Genomic DNA, 23089 nt, shown 5'->3' on the forward strand with positions numbered 1-23089 from the left:
TGTTTAAAGTCCTCCTGAAAAACTGCGAGCAACATCTTGATTCCATTGGCATCAGCTAATTTTTATTACGTAACTTCGGCTATGCAATAAAAAATAGAGCTTCGCCACTGAAAACCAATAAGTCACTCTCGAAATCCCAGTAGGACTCTAAACAACTTCAATGTGTAATACCTAATTGGGAATAATCAATCTAATATTTCCAAAATTCCAGTAATAATCTGTCAAGCTATTTTAGGAAGGGTCATAGAGGAAAGAGGTTAAAGCATGAATGCCAATAGTCAAAGACATTCCGAACTAAGCCAATAGTATTTTGCACTTAGCCAAAGACTTTCTGAGCTTAGCCAGAGACAGTCCGTCCTAAGCCAGTCATATTCCGAGCTTAGCCAGAGACAGTCCGTCCTAAGCCAGTCATATTCCGAGCTTAGCCAGAGACAGTCCGTCCTAAGCCAGTCATATTCCGAGCTTAGCTAGAGACAATCCGCCTTTAGCCAATCACTTTCCGGCCTTAGCCAAAGACAATCCGCCTTTAGCCAATCACTTTCCGGCCTTAGCCAAAGACTTTCCGCCGCTCCGCTGCCATCTTCCGCCGCTCGGTTGAAGCTTTCCGCCACTCGGTTATGGCTTTCCGCCGCTCCGCTGCCATCTTCCGCCGATCGGTTGAAACTTTCCGTTGTAGCTACACTATAAAATATAAGATCACAAATAAAAACATACAACACTAAACCTCAATAGTTTGCAGATAGGTTGTTTTTGGAAGCATTTCTTCTTTAAGCGATTGGCGGAAGTGAATAGGTGCTTGACAAAAAAAGTCAAGCAGAAAGGGGTATAATCTAGGCGAATGGCAGGGCTTGATTTATTTGCATGGTAAATTATCAATTGCCAGCGATGATATTGCAGCTGTGTTAGGGATAGCAGCGGAAAGCCCACAGCGAAGCGAGGACTTGTAGCGGATAGCCCGACCCGAAGGGGAACACCGATTATTAATTAGTATTAGTTATTGATGCGTTCCACTTTCAATAACTAACTAATTATATATCGGCATTTCAATTTAATATTTCTCTGTTTCGCCACTGGCTCACACAGAAATTTAAATGGTATAACACCCTCAAATAAGTTGATTTTGATATTCTCACTTTGGGTGAGATTATCAATATTTTTGAGAACAACCGGCTTTTACTGATAATCCCACTTGGAGTGGGAATATCAGGAGAAGTACTATTAAAGAAATTATTCTTGCAGGTAAACGCGCTTAACGCGACGGGGAACACCAATTATTAATTAATATTAGATATTGATGTGTTGATTTTTGATAATCCCACTTGGAGCGGGAATATCAGGAGTTACTCCTGAAGATAAATGCGTTTTACGCGGCGCGAAACGGTGGTAAGTATTTCGTAAGGTATGGTATCGAGCTGATTGGCCATTTGGCTTACGGGATAATCGTCGCCGAAAATGGTAACCGTGTCGCCTTCCTTGGCTTGCACATGGCTAAGGTCTATCATGCTCATGTCCATGCACACATTGCCCACCACGGGGCAAAGCTTGCCATTTACCAACACTTTGCCAAGGCCATTGCTTAACTTGCGGCTGAAACCATCGGCATAACCAATTGGAATAACGCCTATGCGGGTATCTTTTTCGAGTACGCCCTTGCGCCCGTAACCAATGGTATTTTCTTTCGATACGGTTTTAATTTGCGAGATGGTGGTTTTAAGGGTGCTAACATTCATGAGCTTGTCCTGATGCACTGCACTTACGCCATACAAACCAATGCCCAGGCGCACCATTTCGAATTGTGCATGGGCAAAACGCTCAATTCCTGCAGAGTTTAGGACATGGCGATCGATGGCATAAGGAAAATGCTGGCGTATTGTATCGCTCCATTGCTTGAACAGTTGTATTTGATGACGGGTGTAATCGTCGTGTTGCTCCTCGTCGGCACCGGCCAAATGCGAGAATACCGATCGGATATAGAAATGATCGTTGTTCTGAATTTGTGCAGTTAATTCGTCGAGCTCAGCTTGCATAAAACCCATGCGATGCATTCCGGTATCGAGCTTTATGTGTATGGGATAGTTTTTGACCACATTTTTACGCAAAGCCTGCTGAAATTCGTGTAATATTTTCAGGTTGTAGATTTCGGGTTCCAGATTGTACTCAATCATGGTTTCGAAACTATGCGGCTCGGGATTCATCACAATAATGGGGATGTTGACTCCTGCATTACGCAATTCCACTCCCTCGTCGGCAATGGCCACTGCCAGGTAATCGACCCTGTGGTACTGCAAAAGATTGGCAATTTCTACCGATCCGCTTCCATAGGAGAATGCCTTTACCATTACAGTAAGCTTGGTTTGGGGTTTAAGCAGCGATCTGAAATAATTCAGGTTGTGTACCATGGCATTTAAATCGACCTCGAGAACGGTTCTGTGTGCCTTAAATTGCAAGGCTTTCGATATTCGTTCGAAGTGAAAATCCCTGGCTCCTTTTATCAGGATGACCTCATCGTGAAACTTGCTTCGGTTAAATTGCGACAGAAACAAATTGGTATCCTGATAGAATATTGCATTATCGCCAAACAAATCGGCCTGCATGGATATGCGCTCGCCAATTCCAATGATGCGATCGATTTTTTGCTTGGCAACCAATTTTGCCACCGCCTTGTACAATCGTTTATCGGTGTATCCCGATTGGTAGATATCGGACAGGATGATGCATTTTTTCTTATCGGTTTGCTGTTGGTTCATTAAATCGATGGCAATCTCGAGCGATCCCAAATCGGAATTGTAGTAGTCGTTGATTAGAGTGCAATTGCCAAATCCTTCCTTAATTTCCAATCGCATGGCAACCGGTTCAAGCTTTAGCATTTCCTGTTTCAAGTCCCTTTCATCGAGGCCCAGCACCAATGCGGTAACATAGGTAGTAATGGCATTATCTACAGATGCACGATCGGTAAAAGGAATTGTAAACTCGCTGGTATTTTTTCCAACCTGAATGGTAATGCGTGTTCGATTGCCGATCTGTTTCTCCTTTAGAATTCGGCAAAATGCATGTTTATTCCTGGCCCAGGTATATTGCTTCTGATTGGGTTCAAGATTTACCACAAAAGAATTCACCACCAAAGTATCATCGGAACAGTACACCACTTTCTTACATGATGCAAACAACTTTAACTTTTCGGATAGTAAATGTTGTTTGTTCTCAAAGTTTTCGCGATGTGCCTGGCCAAGGTGTGTAAATACCCCGATGCCTGGTTGAATAATTTCGGCCAATTGTTGCATTTCTTCGGGTTGAGAAATTCCCGCTTCGAAAATCCCCAAATTCGCATTGGAATTCAGATTCCAAACCGATAATGGTACTCCAACCTGGGAGTTGTAGCTTTTGGGACTACGAACTACTCGGTAGGTATTCTGCAAAACCTGATTCAACCACTCCTTCACAATGGTTTTTCCATTGCTTCCGGTTATACCGATAACGGGAGAATTGAAATGCTTGCGATGCCTGGCTGTAAGTGTCTGAAGTGCTTTTAATGTATCCTCGACACGAACAAAAGAAGCATTTGTATATTTTTTTAGGCTTTCATCATCCTTACTGATTACAAAAGCCCGGACGCCTTTCTGGTACAAATCTGAGATGTATTTGTGTCCGTCGTGGCGATCGCCCACAATGGCAAAAAATACAGTTTCCTCAGGCAAGTATAAAGATCTGCTGTCAATTGATATGGATTGAATTTCATAATCGGCATTGCCAATTGTTTCCCCACCAACAATTTGGGCTATCAATCCTATGGAGTACAATTGTTCAGATCTCATTTAACAAGGCTTTGAATAAATGTCTTAATGATTTAAAATTCTATTTTGCTTCTGAATGATTTATGGCTTTGGTGTAGCACTCACGACAAAGCGGTTCGTACTCGTCCCTCTCACCCAATAAAACCAATTTTTCGGCTTCTGATAATCTGTGAGAGTAATTGGCCAGATTTCCACAACGCATACAAATTGCATGCACTTTGGTTACATATTCGGCACAAGCCATTAAGCTTGGTATTGGTCCAAATGGTTTTCCTTTAAAATCCATATCCAAACCAGCAACAATTACCCTTACACCCTGGTTTGCCAATTCGTTGCAAACATCCGACAAACCTTCATCGAAAAATTGTGCTTCATCAATTCCAACCACATCAACATTGCTGGCCAATAGTAAAATATTAGCAGAGGTTTCTACAGGAGTTGATCGAATAGAGTTTGAGTTGTGCGATACCACCTCATCTTCGGAATAACGAACATCGATATGAGGTTTAAAAATTTCTACGTTCTGTTGCGCAATCTTAGCACGATTCAAGCGACGGATTAATTCTTCTGTCTTACCAGAAAACATCGAACCTACAATCACCTCAATCCATCCCTGTCGACCAGCTCTGTTTATATCATTTTCAAGAAACATCTATTATAGTTTAGGTAGTTTATTGCCACTTATCATTGTATTCCAATTCAATTGGAAGGCATTCAATGCGTAAATGACATTGTTATGCGATTATTTAAAAAATTCAAATGGTTGTTACATCGATATACAAAAATAGGAAAAGAATCTTAGCAGAGAGAAAACAATCAAATCAAAAAAATCTCGTTTCTTTGTATAGATTTAATTTAAATCAATAATAAGCTCATTAAGATGGATCATAAATTACTACTTCAGCTGCTCCAAAATAAAACAGAGGAAATTCAAAAGCTTTTGGGTCATTTCAAGAACAATCCTGATGATTTGAACAAAGGTTTGAATCTTTTGGCAGATCGAATTGAAAGCCTTTCCAAAGAATTTGAATTCATGAAGGATGGTTTTTCTAAAGTAAATTCTTCTGTTCCCAAAGAGGAAAAAGTAGATTTGTTAAATGCTGAAAGTAGCGAAGCCAAAGTGATTCATGGTGAAGAAAAAAAGGAGTCAATTACGGAGGTAATCAAAAAAAGTGTGGAGATAAAAACTGAAACAGAAACTGTATCAGAAAATTCAACAGAAGAAAAATTGGAATCCATTGTAATTAGCTCGGAAAAAGCAAAAGAAGAAAAAACTGATACAGACGAAATACTAAATGACCAACTGCAAAAGAAATCAACAGAGGTAATTGGTGAAAAATTAATCAACAACAAGCTTAGCGATATCCAAACTGCAATTGGTATTAACGATCGTTTTTTATTTATTCGCGAACTATTTGAAAACAATACGGAAGCATACAATTCCATTATCAAATTCATTAACGAAACAAATAATTTTAGTGTTCTTGAGGAACACTTTAAAAACAACACCAACTGGGATTTCGAAAATCCTACGGTAATTCAGTTTATGGAACTTACTAAAAGAAAATTCTAAAAAATGTCAAAATTATACCTTATTCCTACTCCAATCGGAAATTTGGAGGATATGACCATACGATCCATTAATACTTTAAAGAGTGTCGATTTAATTTTGGCAGAAGATACCAGAACTTCCGGTTTTCTTTTAAAACATTACGAAATTAGCAAGCCCCTTTTGTCTCATCATAAATTTAACGAACACAAAACCTCCGAAAATATTGCCAACAGAATTTTGGCTGGCGAATCGGTTGCCCTGATTTCTGATGCAGGTACTCCAGCAATATCTGATCCTGGTTACTTCCTGGTAAAACATTGTGTTGAGCAAGGAATTGAGGTGGAATGTTTGCCTGGTGCAACAGCTTTTGTTCCTGCCTTGGTAAACTCTGGATTGCCTAATGACCGATTTTGCTTCGAAGGATTTCTTCCTCAAAAAAAAGGAAGGCAGAGTAAGCTAAATGAACTGGCAGAAGAAAGCAGAACCATGATTTTTTACGAGTCGCCTCATCGATTGGTAAAAACTCTACAGCAATTCGCCGAAGCATTTGGTGAAGAAAGAAAAGCTTCTGTTTCGAGAGAGTTGACCAAACTACACGAAGAAAATGCAAGGGGGACATTAGCCGAATTAATTGCTCACTTCAGCTCCAAAACAGTAAAAGGTGAAATTGTTATCGTGCTAGAAGGAAAAACTGTCGTAAAGAAAAAGAAGGAGTATATTAAGAAAGATCGACAGTAAGCAGTGAACAGTGAACAGTAAACAGTGAACAGTGAACAGTGAACAGTGAACAGTGAACAGTGAACAAAGTTACGAAACTTCTAGCTTAGAGCGCAACTGATAACTGATAACTGATAACTGATAACTGATAACTGATAACTGATAACTGAATTTAGTCTTCGTGTGAAAACTTAGGACAGGAGATGGCCTTATCACCTAGTTTCTTGACTTTTTGGCGACGTTTTAACTTGCGAATTTCTCTTGGGTTTGAATAGTTGTAGTTGTAGGTTAAGGACACCTCTAAACCACCTCTACTGGATGATGCTACCTGCAAGTCTGATACATTGATATCATAGGTTAGCATGATTTTTAATCGTTTTCTCTCGTAACCAAATGCAGGAATGATATCCTGGGTAAATCGATACCACATTCCGTAATGAAAAATTGTACCTCTGTTACCGAAAAGAGTCATGAAGTTTGCCCCGGCAATCCACTCATTGGCATTCTTCTCGGTTGTATACATGATTTCAGGTTTGAAATACATTCTTGGACTAATCCTACTTTCAGCACCTGCATGCCATGCAAATCGCCTTTTAAGGTTATTGGTACTATAGTTGATATCCTGACTTTCGTATCGATAAAATGATTCCTTTGGTTCGTTGATATGACTTACAGAGGTTCCCATGAAATATTTTGTTTTCCCTCTAAAATAAGTCATTTGCATACCCAATGAAAAGTCCATATAGAATAGCGATTGAGAAATAAAGTCCTCTCCCGTATCTCCACCTTCCAATTGCTCACCAAATGTTAGCTTACTCAAGTCTACTGATTTATTAATCATTTCGATCCCTGCGCCAGCATGTATGAACAGCGTATTCCCGGCATTTAAACTCTTGTTAAGAGAAGAAGCAAACATGACCTGGGTAGTTTTTAATCCCCCATCACCGGCTTTATCATTAAAGATCATACCACCAACTCCAATCCATGATGAACTTAGCAATTGAGTTGACAATTTACCATCCACATAAACAGCCTGGGAAACAAAAGGAATGGTAACACTATTCCACTGATTACGATAATTTATCCCTCCGCGAAGGTTGTAATCAGAATTTCCAGTAAGCGCAGGATTTAACAATAAGGGGATAGAATAGAACTGAGAAGAGTGTACACGTTGAGCCGAGAGCTTAAAAACTCCCAAAATTATAATCAACAGGAAAATAAGAATACACTTTCTCATACACACTCATTTGGGTTTGCCATTTACCCCTAAAAACCACAAATTTATTGGCATAAACCCCCAAAAACAAAAAATATGAAAATGGGTAATATTACCTTATTACCCAGACTTTATAATATTTTATTTGACAATATATCTATCCACTTTGGCGCTTTAAATATAACTAATCAATTTGAAAAACTATCATCAATAAAAATCGATTGGTCAAATCTATCTCAACAGAGTAATATTACCCTGTTTTTGCATTTGGCTTCCGTCCTTAAAGGAAACTTTCAAGAAATAGACATAAACATCCATATCCACGTTTTGTCCTTTGTAGGTACCATCCCATCCATCACCTTTACTGCGATGCATGTGAACTGACTGGAATATTCTATGACCTAATCTGTTATAAATAGTCAAACTCATAGTTTCCACTTCTTCTACATCACCCGCAAGTTCAAGTTTGTCATTTTTTCCATCACCATTAGGTGAAAAACCTGTTGGTAAATAAACATTGAATTGACTTCCATTGGTTGATACATTTATTGTATCTCTACCAATACAACCAAACTCATTAGTTACCTCTACACGATATTCTCCAGCTTGACTTACTTGAATAACTTGATCAATTTCGCTTGGCTTAATTTCAACATCTGTATTAACATACCACATGTAGGATACAAAATCTTCACCAGCATCCAAGTTAACCACCTGACCGTTTGTTAAGACAATATCATCACCTAAATCTACTTCCGGAGTTGGATTGAAGGTAACTTCAATACAATCTTCCTCGGTATTTCCGTTTTGATCGGTTACATAAACACAGTATTTACTGCTCTTTTCAACATATATTCCTTCGTCCGTTGATTCTGAAGGAGTCCAGCGATAAGTTGGAGTAAAGTCTGCATTATTGGTTTTAATTTCAGGAGTCAAGTAAATTTTCTCTCCCAAACAAACATTATCAATATCAGCACCCAAATCAACAGCAAACTTACCTTCTCGCTTGGTAATGCTTATTTCATCTGTTCCAACACAGCCCTGAGCACTAGTTACACGAACAGAATATACATTTTCATGGCTTACGGTAATGGTTTGAGTAGTTTCACCATTTGGCAACCATTCATAAGATCCACCAACACCACCATCTCCGGCATCAAGTGTTGCACTTTCCTCATCAAACAGAACAATATCTTCACCCAAATCAACAATTGGTAATGCATGAACAGTAATCGTAATTTGATCGGTTTGCTCATTTCCTGTATCATCGCGAACTGTTACCGTATAAAGTCCAGATTCGCTAACTGTTAATGTTGAAGTTACCGCACCATTTGACCATAAATAGGTATAGTTTTGAGAAATTGATGGATTTGGATTTAAAACAATCTCATCACCCACACAGATATCCTGATCATCACCTAAGTCAATTGCAAATACATCATTCACACTTGTAATCACAATCTCATCGGAAGCCGAACAACCATTAGCATTAGTAACCGTTACACCATAGGTATTGCTCGTATTTACCTGAATGGTTTGAGATGTTTCACCAGTAGACCATAAATAATCTGCCCCGGCATTTCCTGCATCAAGTGTTAAGACCTCTGCATCGGCCAATTGATAATCAGGTCCCAAATCGACTGTTGGAGCTTTCCAAACAGTTACATTAACAAATGCCGACGATTGTTTTCCTGTATTGGTATCGGTAACTGTAACAGAATAAACACCTGTCTCTCTCACCTCTAGTGTATTATTTACAGAACCATCGGACCATAAATAAGTGTAGGTTCCATCAAAATCAATTTCCGGAGTTAACACTCTGCTTTCTCCCTCACAGAAACTCAAATCAGCTCCTAAACCAACCGAGAAGGATTCTACAACTGTAACATTCGCATAAACGGTATCACCGGCACAATCAAATGCACTTCTTTCTATGAGTTTCACCTGATAATCTCCTGGTTTTACTGCCCACTGAACATCGAAGCTCAATTGACTATGGAAGTTATCGCTTAAACGACTTGCACTTTCGTTGAGTACTGTTGCTCCAGCTGGAACAAAAATCTCGTATTTTTCACTCTTCTCTATGGTTGCTGTATATGCATGAATGGTTCCAGACTGAATTACTGGTTCGTAGTCGCCAAATGCAGTATTTGGCAATGCCATTACATCAACCTCCAAAGTTTGATTTGCCAAATCTTCCTCGACTGGTATTCCGCTCAAAGTTTTTGCTTCAACAAGCAATATTTCTGCCCTGTGCGTTTTACCTGTTGTATTCGGAATCTCCAAATCAAAAGTAAATGAATTGGTATAAATTTCATTTGCACCTTCTGGCAATTCAGCAGGAGCTCTGTCAATGGAATACTTAAATGTCCAAGGTTTAGGTCCGGTATAATTAACCGTTACACTCAGCTTCCCATTTGTATCACCACCATTGTTTTTAGCACAAACATATGGCACCTCAAGATCTTCGAATACTGCTGTTGGACTTGCATCGTCTACCACTACAAGCATGGTTAGGGCATCTCCAAAACAGTGTGTGCCGATATCTTCAGGATAAACTTTTACTTCGTAAGTACCCGGATCGCTAAACTGATAATCACCTGATATATGAGTATTTGAAGCCAAAAATACAGTTGAACTCGAACCCAAAGCAGTATTTGTAACAGACCAGTGGTACTTAATACCATCAATTTTATCAACTTTAAAATTAAGCTGTGTTCCCTTTACCACATACTGCTGCGCCACAGCCGCTAATCCTCCCATGAGGATCAGCAGTGCGGTAAACAGTGTTTTATGTAGTAAGGTTTTGAACATTTATTTCAAGTCTTAATTTTTAGTTTAAAGTAAGATTTGTGATAACTGGTTTAGTATGAACTGTAATTGTTCTTGAGTTATCAGCATTAACTGTAACATCAGCACCATCATTTGTTTTAGCAGCAGTAATTACTACTGTATAGTCAACATCAGCACCAGTTTCATTTACGAAATTGTTGTTGATCGTAAGATCATCTCCATTGTTCAAATTAGGAACTGTAGTTGGCCCCTGAACAACTGCATTTGAGGCATCCCTAATTTCATAGGTTACTTCAAATGGTCCTACTCCACCAGTAAATGCTAATTCGAATAAACTTTGATCTGCCAGACCACCCGAAACTCCACCATTCAAATCAGAACAGGTTATTACATTTGTAGCAGCAGCCGCAAAGTTCACGAATGCTTCAGCTGCAATCGTTACATCTACATAAACAGCTTCAGAGATACAGGCATTATCATCAACTACTTGGGATTTCAATCGGTAAGTTTGCCCTACTGTAAAATTAACAGCATCCCAATTTATCGCAAGAGTTACTCCTGTTTCTCCTGTTAAATCAATTACAGCTACATCAGCTCCATCAACTAACTGCCATACATAGTGATCAGCAGTAGTCCCTGCCTGTGGATTAGCCGTATAGGTATGATCCGAACCAGAAGTTACAGTTTGATTTTGCTGAGCATTTGCCATACCGGCAAATGCAACAACACAAATGATTAATGATAGTATTTTTTTCATTTTCTATAGATTAAAAAGCAATGTCAACAATTGTTGGAAGTGCAGTTGCAGTCCAAGTGTGAGTTACAGGAGTACTTGTGAAATCCTTAATGGCTCCATTACCGTCTTTCAATTGATAAACATTAATGATAAAGTTTTCTGTTACTTTTGCATCAGCACTTAATAAATCTGCTGCAGGAATAGTGATTGTATAAGTACCTGCACCAGTAGTTGCACCAGCCAAATCAACATTTAACCACTTCTTAGCTCCTGTTCCAATAGCATATTCAATTTGAGCTTGTTTTCCAGATTCATGAACTAAGTAATCACCAGTAAGAGTCACTTCAAAACTTACATTTGAACCTGATATATTTACAGCACAATCTTCTGAAGTTGCATTAACAAACGCAAAATCCATGGTTGAAACTGAAGTTACAACTACTCTTAAAGTTTTATAGTTGTAACAATTCTTAGCATCAGTCTGCTTTACTCTTAAGTAATATGTAGCTGGAGAAACCGCTGGTTCATTCCATGTTATCGTTAGATCTTTGGTCAAATTGGTTCCTGCAGAAAATGTATAAGTATTTGCAGCAGCTACTACCGGAGTAGTACAATTCTCATCTGAAAATACTTCCCATTTAAAATCATCAGTACCTGTTACTTTATAGGTATGAGTAATTCCTGAATAAACATTGTGAGTTGCAGTCATCAATTCTCCATTTTGACCAAATGAAGAGTAACTTGCTACTACACACATCAAAATTGCTATTAATAGTTTTTTCATAGTTTGTAAGTATAATTAGTTCTGTTTAATATTCAATATCGCTAACAGTAGGCAAAGCAAATATTGTTCTCGAATGAACTCCTTTACCAGCTACAATATTTAGTGTACCACCATATTTATTCGTTGCCGAAATAATGGTTATATTATTAATTGTTTCATTATTTTCATCTTCAACAATGCCTAATACATTAAGCATTTTGTCTGCATAATTAATTGTCGCAGTACGGTCTGCAGTATCACCATCTAAACGATAGTTCACCGTAACTGGATATTGCGATTCGGCCAATTCTGTCCCCGAATCAAACATTGCTATCAATTCTGTAGCAAAACTATTGTCAGCATCAGGACAGTCATCTGATGCCAGTTCTTTGAATTCTATTGTCGGTGAAGACACAATTGTGTACTTCCAGGCTTTTATATTGGTACAACCATTTGTACCCGTTGCATATAAAGTAATAAAGTAATCACCTTGGCTTAACCATTCTACGTTTATGGCATTGCTTTCACCTATTACAGGTGTCAATTTGCACTGAGTTGAGGCATCAGCCTCTATTGTAAGAGCTGTATTGGTATATACTTTCCATTCATATGTTTGAACTTCGGCATTAGCCGGCACATGATATTTTACCTTAGAATTAAGCACAACAGTATAAGCACCCTGCCCGCTTGCCGAAGCAAGCGAGAGGATGATTACGGCAAATGCCATAAATGTCTTATATATTGTGTTTATTTTCATTAACTATTAATTCCCACCCATTGTACCAATTGTTGGCATTGTACTAAATGTATGAGTTGCGTTATTATCTGCAGTTTCATTATCAGTTGCAGAAGTTACAAGATCTTGAGTTCCTAAACTATTAATTGTTAATACTACATCAGCCGTTGCAATTTCATTATCAACAGTTACAGTAACTAAAATGTAATCCTGAGTTCCACCAACTGTAACAATTGAACCAGCAGTTAATTCTGTACCTGCAGCATCAACAACTTTAGTAATACTAGCTCCAGCTCTTAAAGCATCGAATGTAACTTGCCATCCGTTAGTAGTATTTGTAAACTCACGATTCACACGATATACAAGTTTAGAAGTTCCTAAGCTATAGTTATCCGGATCCATATTTACAATTGGGCTAATGGTTGTCTGATCAGGACACGTCTTATTCGTGATATCATTAGCTGGATCAGAAGGATCAACAGAACCTGGAGTAGCTGAACCGGTTACATCGGCAATCATAGCATTAAATTCACCAGACTGAACAACAATTTGGATACCCTTTACATTGGAACAACCATCTTTTTCAACATTAACGAATAAATAGTATGTTCCTGTAGCAGTTCCATTCCAAACAATCTTTACTTCATTAATTCCTGTTCCTGTTAAATTACCATCATTCCCTGCTACAGTCGCTCCATCTGGTGTAGAAAGAGTAAAATGTGCAAAATCTCCATCAGTAGAAGTAATTGCTGCTGCATCTATTGTAGCTGCTCTCGAAATATACCAAGTTGTCGTACTTGCTGCATCAATATTATCGAAGTTATAGTTATGAGTAGAACCAGGATAAGGTTTCTCAAATGTACTTTGGGCTTTAGCAAGCTCTGTAGAGCTTACTAAAACAACCATTGCTATTAATAATTTATAAATATTTTTCATGTCTTATATTTTTAAAATTATTCACCTACGAAATCACCAATTTTAGGCATCAAGTTAATCATATGAGTATCTGACCCAAGAGTTAAATCATCCAAACCAGTAACGTCATCAGATGCACTAGTCATTGTTAGTGTAAATGTAGGATTAGTTCCCGGAGTGTTCTTCATAATCACGGTAACTGTAACACTATCTCCTGTTTCTCCAGAAATAGATCCTGTTTTATCACCTGTTGCAGCAGGTGTCGCATCAATTGTAAAAGGAACGGTTGCATTGTCACAACTTACAGTATAGGCTCCGCTCCATTGATTTGTAGAACTTTCACGAGTAATTGTAAACGTCATACTAGTTGTTCCAGCTTCATAATGCGTATAATCAGTTAAATTTGAAACATCTGTATTTACAACTGGTTGTAAATTTGTTAAATCAGCACAAGTTGGCAAAGCAGCAGCAGCAACAGCAACATTAAAATCATTAGCTTGAGGCATAATATGTACAGCCTTATAGTTACCAACACCACATGAGCTACCATCTGCCGTAACATTCAAAAATAAATAAACTCCATTTACGCCATAATTAGTATAAGCATCTGCATCCCAAGTAATTTGAATTGAAGCTGCCCCTTCAGTTGCTCCAATACTACTAGATGCATTTCCTATAAAAACACCAAAATCTGAAAGCTTAACTGGAGTTGCAGAATAGGTACTCGACTCGGTAACATAGAATTCATAAGCTGCATTCGCCTCTACATTATTAAAAGTATAAGTATGCGTTGCTCCAGCATAAGGCTTAACAGCAGAACTTTGAGCGAATGTTTGGTTAGCAAAGGACATAAAGCCTAAACAAACAATTAATGATAATAATATCCTTTTCATATCTATTTTATTTATTGCGTTATCTATTGATTTTATTAATTAAATGTACCAATTACTGGCATCTTTTCGATCGTGTGTGTTACTGCAGATGGTAAGTTCTCTGGTGTAACATTAGTTAATGCATCAACTACACTCGTTGGGGTTATGGTAAAAGTTGGGATTTCACCAGGAACATTATTAACAACAATAGTTAGGGTTTTAGTATTACCACTAAGATCATCTACAGAAACAGATGTGGTTCCATTATTTGTAGTAACATCTACATCTGAACCATTAAAAGTATAAGTATAATCACCAGACCCTACTTGAACAATATTAAAGTCAAGATCCCAATCATTATCATTTCCTGCTTTTTCGAATGTAAATGTTAAAGTTGATTTTCCAGCATTATATACATAAGCTGGATTAGTTGTTGGTGCAACAACTGCTTGCAATCCTGTTAAATCAGGACATGAAGTTCCATCAAGATCCGAATCCGCTAATTGCAATGTAAAATTATTATTAATTGGAGTAATCCCTACGGCATTATAGTTTTCACATACACCTGTACCTGAAATTTTCACAAATAGATAAACCTCAGTATTAACCGTAGCAGTCGTTGGCCATTCAACAGTTGCTACTGCAGTTCCTGAAGGTGTATCTGTACCCACAGTTCCAGTTGTTGACGAAGTAATATAACCAGTTAATCCGGCATTAACAGCCCCAATTCCTATATTAGACGTACTAATATAAAACTCATAGTCTAATCCATCTGTAATCCCACTAAAAGTATAAGTGTATGTATTACCAACAAATGGACGTAATTTTTCACCATCTGCATTTTGTGCAAAGACCTGAGAGGAGATCATTAAGATTCCCAAACAAATTAAAAGCGAGTGTAATAGCTTTTTCATAGCATATAGTTTTATAGTTATTTTTTATCTTTTATTATTCAAATCCCACTATTTGTGGTATTATTTTCAAATTGTGTTGTATTGTTATCGCATCTTTTATTGCGCTATCAGTTCCTCCATCAGAAATTGTAAAATCAATAGGTAATATCGTACCAACAACATTATTAATATCTATTGTAAAAAGGATATAGTCTGTTCCTGCATCTGCATTTACAACACCCGATGCATTAGTTGTGGTTCCAAAACCACTTATCAAAACTTCATGTACAGTAACCCCAGTTCCTCCTATTGAATAATTAAAAGACCAAGCTCCAGTATCACACAATCGATTCACTCTAAATTGTATTTGCGATGTCCCAGGTGAATAGGTATTGCCTGAAGGCTCAATTACTGCCTGCAAGCCATTCAAATCCGGACAATGTGTTCCATTTGTAAATCCAGCATCGGTTTCTGGGTTCGTAGTTCCTGTTACATCAACAAGCGAAATGTTATTTTCTTTTATTACCGTAACATCGAAACTACAAGTTGCCTCATTGCCTGCTGCATCTGTTACTTCAAAAGTATTGGTTGTTGTTCCAACTGGGAAAATCGCACCTGATGCCAACCCAGCTGTTTGAACTGTAGTTGCTCCTGCACAATTATCGACTCCTACAGGTGTTGTATAAGTTACAACTGCACCACATGAACCTGCATCTGCAGGTTGGGCAATATTTCCAGAACAACTTATTGTTGGATCTTGATTATCAGTTACCGTAACAACTTGCGTATCCGTAGAAGTTAAACCTGCATTATCGGTTACTGTCCAGGTTACTGTTGTATTGCCTAATGGGAAAGTTACCGGGGCATTATTTGTCACAGATGCCACACCACAATTATCTGATGTTGTTGGGGTTCCCAAAGCAACCGAACTTGCATCACACGATCCTGCATCAGAGTTTACATTCACATCTGCTGGTGCAGTAATCGCAGGATTAACATCATCAATAGCAGTTATAGTCTGGCTTACATTAATACTGTTACTTGCATCATCAGTTACTGAATATATTCTTGTTACAATATAAGGAGATGCTGTTGTACCTAAACCTCCATTATTTGAATCAGAAACCCAAGCTACAGTTGGTGTAACTGTACAATTATCTGCTTCATCTGTTACAACCGTAATATCTGGCGTTGGCACTTTACTAATACACTTTACTGTAATAGGGGAAGGATTCGAAGCAGTAGGAGACACATTATCCCCTAATACATTCATTTCATACGTAGCTTCATTACCAGCCTCATCTGTAGCTGTAAGTATCACTTTTTCGCCTCCAAATACTTTTGTGCCTGCAGCAGGATTTTGAGTAATCACAAGATCTGCATCACAATTATCAATTGCATCAACGCCTACTGTATAATCTGGCAAGGTAAAATCACAAGCGCTTCCCAAATCAATTGTGTTTGCAGGAAGGGTAGATTTGATGAATTGTGGAGGCTCTACATCTGAATTAACAGAATAAAATTGTATACCATCAATTAAATTCCCTGAACTTGATGATGGACTAACTGTTTCAATTTGGAAACGCACTTTACCTCCTGGCAATGAGCTTGGAACTGTATAAGATCCTGAATGAACCACCCAAGCATCACCAATATCATTAGTAATTGTTGCTATATTCGAAAGAGTTCCTCCAACAGGACCAATTCGTAAACGTATTGTTTCTGAGCTGCTATTTCTATACCTGTAAGTAATGGCCCACACCATTTCGGCTCCAGGGTTTACATCCAAATCTTGATACATGGTATTGGCACCTTTTGAATTCAATTCACAAAATTGTCCTCCATCCGGTGTGGAAACACCTAAAAAGCCCGATCTCCAGATCTCAATTCCATGGGGAGTGCTACTCCATCCATTTACGGTTGAATAAACTTTCCAATCTTGTGTTAATACAGGTTCATTAAAAGTCCAATTCTCAATTGTTGTTTCACAAGGAGATACAACATAAATTGAAAACAATTCTGAATATCCACCAATACCACAAGCATTTGTCCCTCTAACTTTTAATTCTCCCGAAGTTGCATCAGCAGCAAAGTTTACTGTAATCTCATCACCATTATTTGTGATATTCGCACCAGTTCCTGAATATTCCCAATCATAATTTGTGGCATTTGTTACTGCTGGTATTCTGTATATAACCCCAGTCTGACCTGATTGAACAATTGCATCTCCTGTAATATCACCAGCATCTGATGGCGAAGTAAGAACAGTAGTGGTTATGCCTGCATAGGTAGCTATACAACCATTAGCATTAGTAACTTCAACAGTTACCTCCTGACCGTTTGTTAAACCTGTAGTAGAATAAGTAGAACCATCTCCATTTTGAACACTACTTCCGTCAACTTTAAAGTTATAATTTGTCCCACCATTAGCTGTAAAGGTCACATTATCACCAGCACAAATTGTATTATCCGAATCACTACTGGTTAATGTACCTGGTGGTAAAGCATGAACATAAACTGTTAAAGTTATTACATCTGAAGAACAGCCAGGGGTTGTTTCCACAATCTCAACTGTGAAAGTTCCTGCACTTGTCCATGTATAAGAAAAAATATCTTTGAAGTAATTTGATTTATCCGCATCCGGATGAACAGGGTGATTAACTGCATCTGTGGCATCAATTGAATGTGTTACAACAGATACCGGCATAGTAACTGGAGAAGTATTTACTTTCCATTCAACGGTAGATGCATCAAAACCATACATATGGTAGTCCACAGTTTGTCCTACACAAACATGCTGCTCAGTAGCTTGTCCCCAACCATTAGTTAGGCCAAAAACAAAAATGAATAGTAAGAAGATTGTTATATGGCGTAAAAATCTTATCAAATGCTCTTGTTTAGTGTATAAATATAGTACTTACCGCGCTTAAAATAAGCTATTTTTTTCCAATTTATAAACATCTATACGACAATTGTTAAAAAGTGTTTACTTATTTTTTGATTAATTTCATCTTAACAGATTTTTTTATCCGTTATTGACAAATATTAATCATTTTTAAACAAGCTTTCATGAAGCAATACCTCCCTCTCATCAATAAGATAAAACTACTCATCTACAAGTTAATATCACTAATCAACAAAAACAAAATATTGACACAATAAAAAATAATTCCAAACGTAGAGTCATTTACTTAAGGGGTGACAAATATACGCAACACAAGTAAAAAAAGAAGATCATATTATCTTAAATTTAGGAATCCATTCCAGAATCTCACCAATCACATCTTGTTTTACACTAAAAAACAAAACGGGTAAAGTAGCAGGTAGAATTGCCTTGAAAAGAAAAGCACTTCATGACCATTCGGTATCCTAAACAACTTATGTGATAATTTTTCTAAAGTAATAATTCTTCAAATAAATATTAATCATGAAATAAGCCTATTGGATTGGGAGCATCAACCAGATCAATAGTAACTATGTTTGAGTAGGTAACACAACCCGCCCCCTTACTTGCTTGACGAACAAAAAAAGTTGTTTGTGTAATTGAACCGATATTTGAAGTATAATCCAAACTCTCTGCATTTTCAATTAAAGTCCAACTCATCAAGTCGGTTTTAGGATCAGAATTTAATTTTGTTGTGTAGTACCATTGGTAGGTAAAACTGGTTTCATTGCCTGAGGTAGTCGCAGGACTAACATTCAAAAAAGGATCCAATTCGTTTCCTTCACAAATTTCCTGATCACTTGATATTTCACCTCCTGAAAAATTCTCTCCACAAATTGCCTGATAAATAGGATTGGTCATCAAGTCTGTTTCACCTCCAAAATTACAGTTGTTCTGATAATCAGTCAAACCATCATTACTGGCAGCTCCATCACATTGTAATACAGGATAAAGATTTGGATTCAAATGATTACCATCATCCGATCCATCAATCGATCCAAGTATGTATACATTTGACGGATCAGAACTAGTAAATCCCCCTTGATTTGTATCTGATCCCGTATGAATAAAATCACCAAGAACAATTAAAGTACCTCCTGCCTCAATCGTCATTTTATTTTCGGTAATCAAATCTCCTTCAACAATCAGAACACCATTATTTTGAATCACCACATCAGAATTATTATCAACAACCAAGTTTCTTACCATTAATTTTCCGGTACTGGTAATGGTAAGTAAATTTTTATTCAAATTTAAATCGGGATTAGCATTCGAACGACGATCATCCTCAGTAGAAATGGTTATTGGAGTCTGACCTGGAGGTGGAACGATACCTGCTATATTTAAAAACGCTGCACTAATTAGAGTAATAATTACACAAATCTTTTTCATATCTCTAGGGGGTTACTATGTTACATCGTCTTAATTTAATTAAATTAAATCACATATACGAAAAAGCGATGAATTTGTTTAAGAAGTACAAATTCATCGCTTTATTATCATACGTTAATTATAGGCTATCTACCCCTAATAGAAAATCCCAATTGGTTTTGGCTCTGTTTTTACCTGAATATCCAGGCTGGATTGACATGATTTTGAATCTCGTACTGTAATGGTATAGACTTGAGGTACTAATCCATTCAAATGATCTGTATTCAAGGCAGTATTATGACTCCAAAGATAGTCATACTCAGCTCCGGTAATACGAGGAGTTCCTCCCGAGGCTTCAACGCTAATTTCTCCATCTGTTCCATCCGAACAAAGATTTGATTCTATTGCTTTCAGAGATACAATAGGATTTGGATTCACCTGAATTCCACTCACACTTTGACTTGCACTACAATTATTATCGGAAACTACCTCCAATGTGTATGTTCGCGATGTTAATACATTGGTCAATGGAACTGCTTTTACATTAAGCCCAGTACCTGTAATTTCTGAGGAAGGATTCCAATTGTAGGTCGGATTGCTAGCATTAGACACATTGGCAGTCAAATTAATCTCGGCTCCACTACACACCTCGGTTTGATCAGCTGTTAAACTATTAATAATCGGTGTAGGTTTAATTGTTACCACAACATCATCCGAAGATTCACATGCTTTTCCAACTCCGTCGGAAACAGTAAGGGTGTATGTATATACACCTGCAGGAACATTAGGTGATATTGTAGGATTCTCGCTATTCAAATCCATATCGGTTAATCCTAAGGCTTTGTCACAAGTCCATTCATATACAATTCCCCCAGTCCCATTTAATGTTCTGGATTTTTCTTTTTCACACATTTCAAAGTCGGCACCCGCATTGGCTTTTAAATCGGTTGGTAACGGAATATTAATTGCAACATCCTTGGAGCTACAAGAAAATTTATCCTTTATCGTAATATTATGAGCCCCTACCGTGTAGGTCCCCTGAAACTTATTCTCATTTTGAAAAGCTCCACCATCCAAAGCGTATAAATAATTAAGAGGATCCAAGCCGTCTTTTAATTCAATAATAATTGTAGAAATAGCATCACCTCCTCCACAAGTTACATTGGAAATTGCATTGGCTTTAATTTCTCCAACATCCAGTATATCTATCTTTTTTCGGAAATAATCAGAAGCGTCGGTACTACAAGGACAACCTCTCAACACCTCAAACAAAATATCTTTGGCACCAGAAACCTCGTTACTGGCCATATAATAAATCTTAATATCAGATTGACCAGGAGCAAATGTAACATCTTCAGGAAAGTTCCCAATTTTGGTTCCATCCTCGGTAACTTCAAAATAATCAACTCCATTAACAGCCGTTCCTGAAATATTTACATGAAAGGTATATTCTTCATCCAAGTTTTCTTTTCTTGAAAAACTAATGTAACTCTTGTCACAACCACGATACATCACCGACTTGTCACCATCCAATCCATCCAGTTTATTTTCAACTGTTACCTCGTTGGATTTGAAACTTTTGGCTTCAAGAAATACTGCTGAATCCCAGCTGCCATCACCCACATCTCCAACGGCAAGTTTTATATGGTACGTTTTACACATTTCAACTTTATAAGTTGCAGTTAAAACTACAGTATGCCCATCATATTCTATGGCATAACCACCATTACCGATATACTTTCTTTGAATTCGCCCTCCGGCACTATACTCTGTTCTATCAGCAAACTGTCCATTATCCACATAATATTTTTCATTTACAGGATTACATGAAGCGCTGGGAATCGTACTATATTCCTGATAATAAAATTCTCTTCTAGATCTGTCCCAATAAGCTCCATTGGAATCATAAACATCATTAACATTATAACTTAACCCCTGGTAGGTACCAAAACTATATCTCCCTTCTACTCCTCTACCATGAACGTTATTAATGGCAACAGGCGTAACACCATCAGGCAACAAAGCAATGTTCTTAGCTGAGGCTCTACTTCCATCTCCAATGCCAGGACCACTTAAAAAGAATCCAAAAACATCATTAAAATTACCACATGCAAATTCTAAAAACTCCTCTGATGCAAACACATAACGAAACTGAAGCATATCTCCTGCCGGGGTAAAGTCAAATTCGAGGACTGCAGCATCTTCTGTATTTCCTGCAGATATTCCATTTAAATCCGAATCTCCATTAACGCCTGATAAATCGCTGGAAGTTCTGTCACTACTATTGGGACCAACAGCATTGCTCACATCTCCAGTTGAAAGAATAACCCCCTCTGACAATGAAAAATCTGAATCTCCTTTATTAAAATAACCTATCTGTCTGCTATCTCCGGTAAAGGTGACATTATCAGCAGTTAAACATCCAGTCACCAAAACATTCTGCACTAAATCTTCAGGAGAAGTTCCGATACTTGCATCCTGTGTATTAATTTTTATGGATGCAGTTGATGGTTTATCGTCATCCACAATGGTTATTGTCTCTTGCTGAGAACCATTTTCATTGGCATTGGTCACTCCTACAATATCAACAATTACATCCCTATCTCCATCGTTAGTATTGTTATCAATTGCTGTTAAAACAATAGTCTTTGAAAGACTTCCCGCAGGTATCACAATTGTATTTGAGCAATTGTAATCAACAGAGGGTGCAGTACCTGTAAATCCTAAATTAACAGTAATATCATTCACTGAAACTTCATCTAAATTAGCAGTAATACTAACATTTCCTCCATTTTCGTCAACCGTTGAACTACTTGTTACTAAACTTACAACAGGCATCTTTGGGAGAATATTTAAGGTATAATCTTCTACTTCTCCATAAAAGTGACTTGATTGACAAGGATCTGAATTATTATTATAATCCAATTTCACTCTCATTCGCGTTTTACCTAATACTGCATTTTCAGGTATAGTTATAATAACAGCAGCACTATTTCTACCATCGCTAACATTTATCTCTTCATTACTATCATTAAAGTCTCCATCCTGATTCCAATCTACCCAAAGTCTCAAATAAACTGGATATCCCCAAGAATTTACCACTTCAATATTCGCAGTATAATCACTTCCTCTTACCACATTAGCAGTCATACTTGAGAAATCACCATAAGCCTCACAATTACTAGAATTATCAATGCTTCCAATTTGCAAACGACTCAAATAAAATATATTTCCTCCCCACCAATCAGTAGCGCACTGAACATTAGGCTCGCAATAAGAAGCACCAACAGAAACAACTTCAATTATTGCTTCCCAACCTATCTGGGTATTTTTCCAATTTGAATTAAATTTAAATGTAATTGAATTACTTGATGAAGTTATTTCTCCAGGATCATTTCTATCTTGATATGAGCCTATAAATAAACTCCCTGTATTTAAACCGTCATAAATTGAGAGAATATCATTATTTTTCCTTAATCGAAAAGAAGTAAACCTTACTTTTATAATTGTTCCAATTGGAGATGTTAAAGTTAAAGTACTATTTTCATTATCCCCATAGTTGCCAAATTTTCCTCCAGAATCATAAAAATAATCTCCCGTTTTTACACTTACAGGTGAAGCATCTCCCATCTTAATATGATTAGTTTGAGCTAACACAGATAAAGTTGCAAATGGCAGAAGCAATACTATTAATATAACTTTAAAATATGATGTGAAATAAAACTTGGTATACAAAGGACTATCCATAAAAATACATTTTAGGAGTTGTTCAAAAATAGAGCTCCCAAAA

15 protein-coding genes are annotated in these 23089 nt (G+C 37.4%); 2 read left to right on the forward strand and 13 right to left on the reverse strand.

What is annotated here, in order from left to right; translation table 11 throughout:
* Positions 1 to 1340 precede the first annotated feature (1340 nt).
* Positions 1341 to 3812, reverse strand: a complete 2472-nt coding sequence (locus tag NQ163_RS15915) for a bifunctional UDP-N-acetylmuramoyl-tripeptide:D-alanyl-D-alanine ligase/alanine racemase (protein WP_268191321.1) — start codon at positions 3810 to 3812, stop codon at positions 1341 to 1343.
* Between the two features lie 40 nt (positions 3813 to 3852).
* Positions 3853 to 4443, reverse strand: coding sequence for a thymidine kinase (locus tag NQ163_RS15920; RefSeq protein ID WP_120240707.1), 591 nt, complete (start codon positions 4441 to 4443; stop codon positions 3853 to 3855).
* Between the two features lie 228 nt (positions 4444 to 4671).
* Here NQ163_RS15920 and NQ163_RS15925 point away from each other — a divergent pair, with 228 nt between their 5' ends.
* Together NQ163_RS15925 and rsmI are read left to right on the forward strand one after the other, a co-directional pair.
* Positions 4672 to 5364 carry a hypothetical protein gene (locus tag NQ163_RS15925; RefSeq protein ID WP_268191323.1) on the forward strand — a complete coding sequence of 231 codons (693 nt, stop codon included), beginning with the start codon at positions 4672 to 4674 and terminating at the stop codon, positions 5362 to 5364.
* Between the two features lie 3 nt (positions 5365 to 5367).
* The gene (gene rsmI, locus NQ163_RS15930) at positions 5368 to 6081 is read left to right on the forward strand and encodes a 16S rRNA (cytidine(1402)-2'-O)-methyltransferase (RefSeq protein ID WP_268191324.1); all 714 of its coding nucleotides are present in this window, start codon (positions 5368 to 5370) and stop codon (positions 6079 to 6081) included.
* A 151-nt stretch (positions 6082 to 6232) separates the two neighbouring features.
* Here rsmI and NQ163_RS15935 read toward each other — a convergent pair whose 3' ends face one another.
* From NQ163_RS15935 to NQ163_RS15985, 11 genes are all read right to left on the reverse strand, one after another.
* Complete coding sequence (locus NQ163_RS15935) at positions 6233 to 7297, reverse strand: PorP/SprF family type IX secretion system membrane protein (protein ID WP_268191325.1); 1065 nt, start codon at positions 7295 to 7297, stop codon at positions 6233 to 6235.
* 210 nt (positions 7298 to 7507) lie between these two features.
* Positions 7508 to 10090 carry a gliding motility-associated C-terminal domain-containing protein gene (locus NQ163_RS15940; protein ID WP_268191326.1) on the reverse strand — a complete coding sequence of 861 codons (2583 nt, stop codon included), beginning with the start codon at positions 10088 to 10090 and terminating at the stop codon, positions 7508 to 7510.
* Between the two features lie 19 nt (positions 10091 to 10109).
* Positions 10110 to 10826, reverse strand: coding sequence for a hypothetical protein (locus NQ163_RS15945; protein ID WP_268191327.1), 717 nt, complete (start codon positions 10824 to 10826; stop codon positions 10110 to 10112).
* 10 nt (positions 10827 to 10836) lie between these two features.
* Positions 10837 to 11589, reverse strand: coding sequence for a hypothetical protein (locus NQ163_RS15950; protein WP_268191328.1), 753 nt, complete (start codon positions 11587 to 11589; stop codon positions 10837 to 10839).
* A gap of 25 nt (positions 11590 to 11614) precedes the next feature.
* Positions 11615 to 12295 (reverse strand): hypothetical protein, encoded by a 681-nt coding sequence (locus NQ163_RS15955; protein ID WP_268191329.1) that lies wholly within the window; start codon positions 12293 to 12295, stop codon positions 11615 to 11617.
* A 36-nt stretch (positions 12296 to 12331) separates the two neighbouring features.
* Positions 12332 to 13240, reverse strand: coding sequence for a hypothetical protein (locus NQ163_RS15960; protein ID WP_268191330.1), 909 nt, complete (start codon positions 13238 to 13240; stop codon positions 12332 to 12334).
* A 17-nt stretch (positions 13241 to 13257) separates the two neighbouring features.
* Positions 13258 to 14112, reverse strand: a complete 855-nt coding sequence (locus NQ163_RS15965) for a hypothetical protein (RefSeq protein ID WP_268191331.1) — start codon at positions 14110 to 14112, stop codon at positions 13258 to 13260.
* A gap of 35 nt (positions 14113 to 14147) precedes the next feature.
* Positions 14148 to 15005: a hypothetical protein gene (locus tag NQ163_RS15970; RefSeq protein ID WP_268191332.1), complete on the reverse strand. Its 858-nt coding sequence runs from the start codon at positions 15003 to 15005 to the stop codon at positions 14148 to 14150.
* Between the two features lie 34 nt (positions 15006 to 15039).
* Positions 15040 to 17871, reverse strand: a complete 2832-nt coding sequence (locus tag NQ163_RS15975) for an HYR domain-containing protein (RefSeq protein WP_268191333.1) — start codon at positions 17869 to 17871, stop codon at positions 15040 to 15042.
* 534 nt (positions 17872 to 18405) lie between these two features.
* Complete coding sequence (locus tag NQ163_RS15980; protein WP_268191334.1) at positions 18406 to 19320, reverse strand: hypothetical protein; 915 nt, start codon at positions 19318 to 19320, stop codon at positions 18406 to 18408.
* 135 nt (positions 19321 to 19455) lie between these two features.
* The gene (locus tag NQ163_RS15985) at positions 19456 to 23046 is read right to left on the reverse strand and encodes a choice-of-anchor L domain-containing protein (protein WP_268191335.1); all 3591 of its coding nucleotides are present in this window, start codon (positions 23044 to 23046) and stop codon (positions 19456 to 19458) included.
* Between the last annotated feature and the right edge of the window lie 43 nt (positions 23047 to 23089).

It is taken from the genome of Marinifilum sp. D737 (assembly GCF_026672275.1).
GTDB lineage: Bacteria > Bacteroidota > Bacteroidia > Bacteroidales > Marinifilaceae > Marinifilum.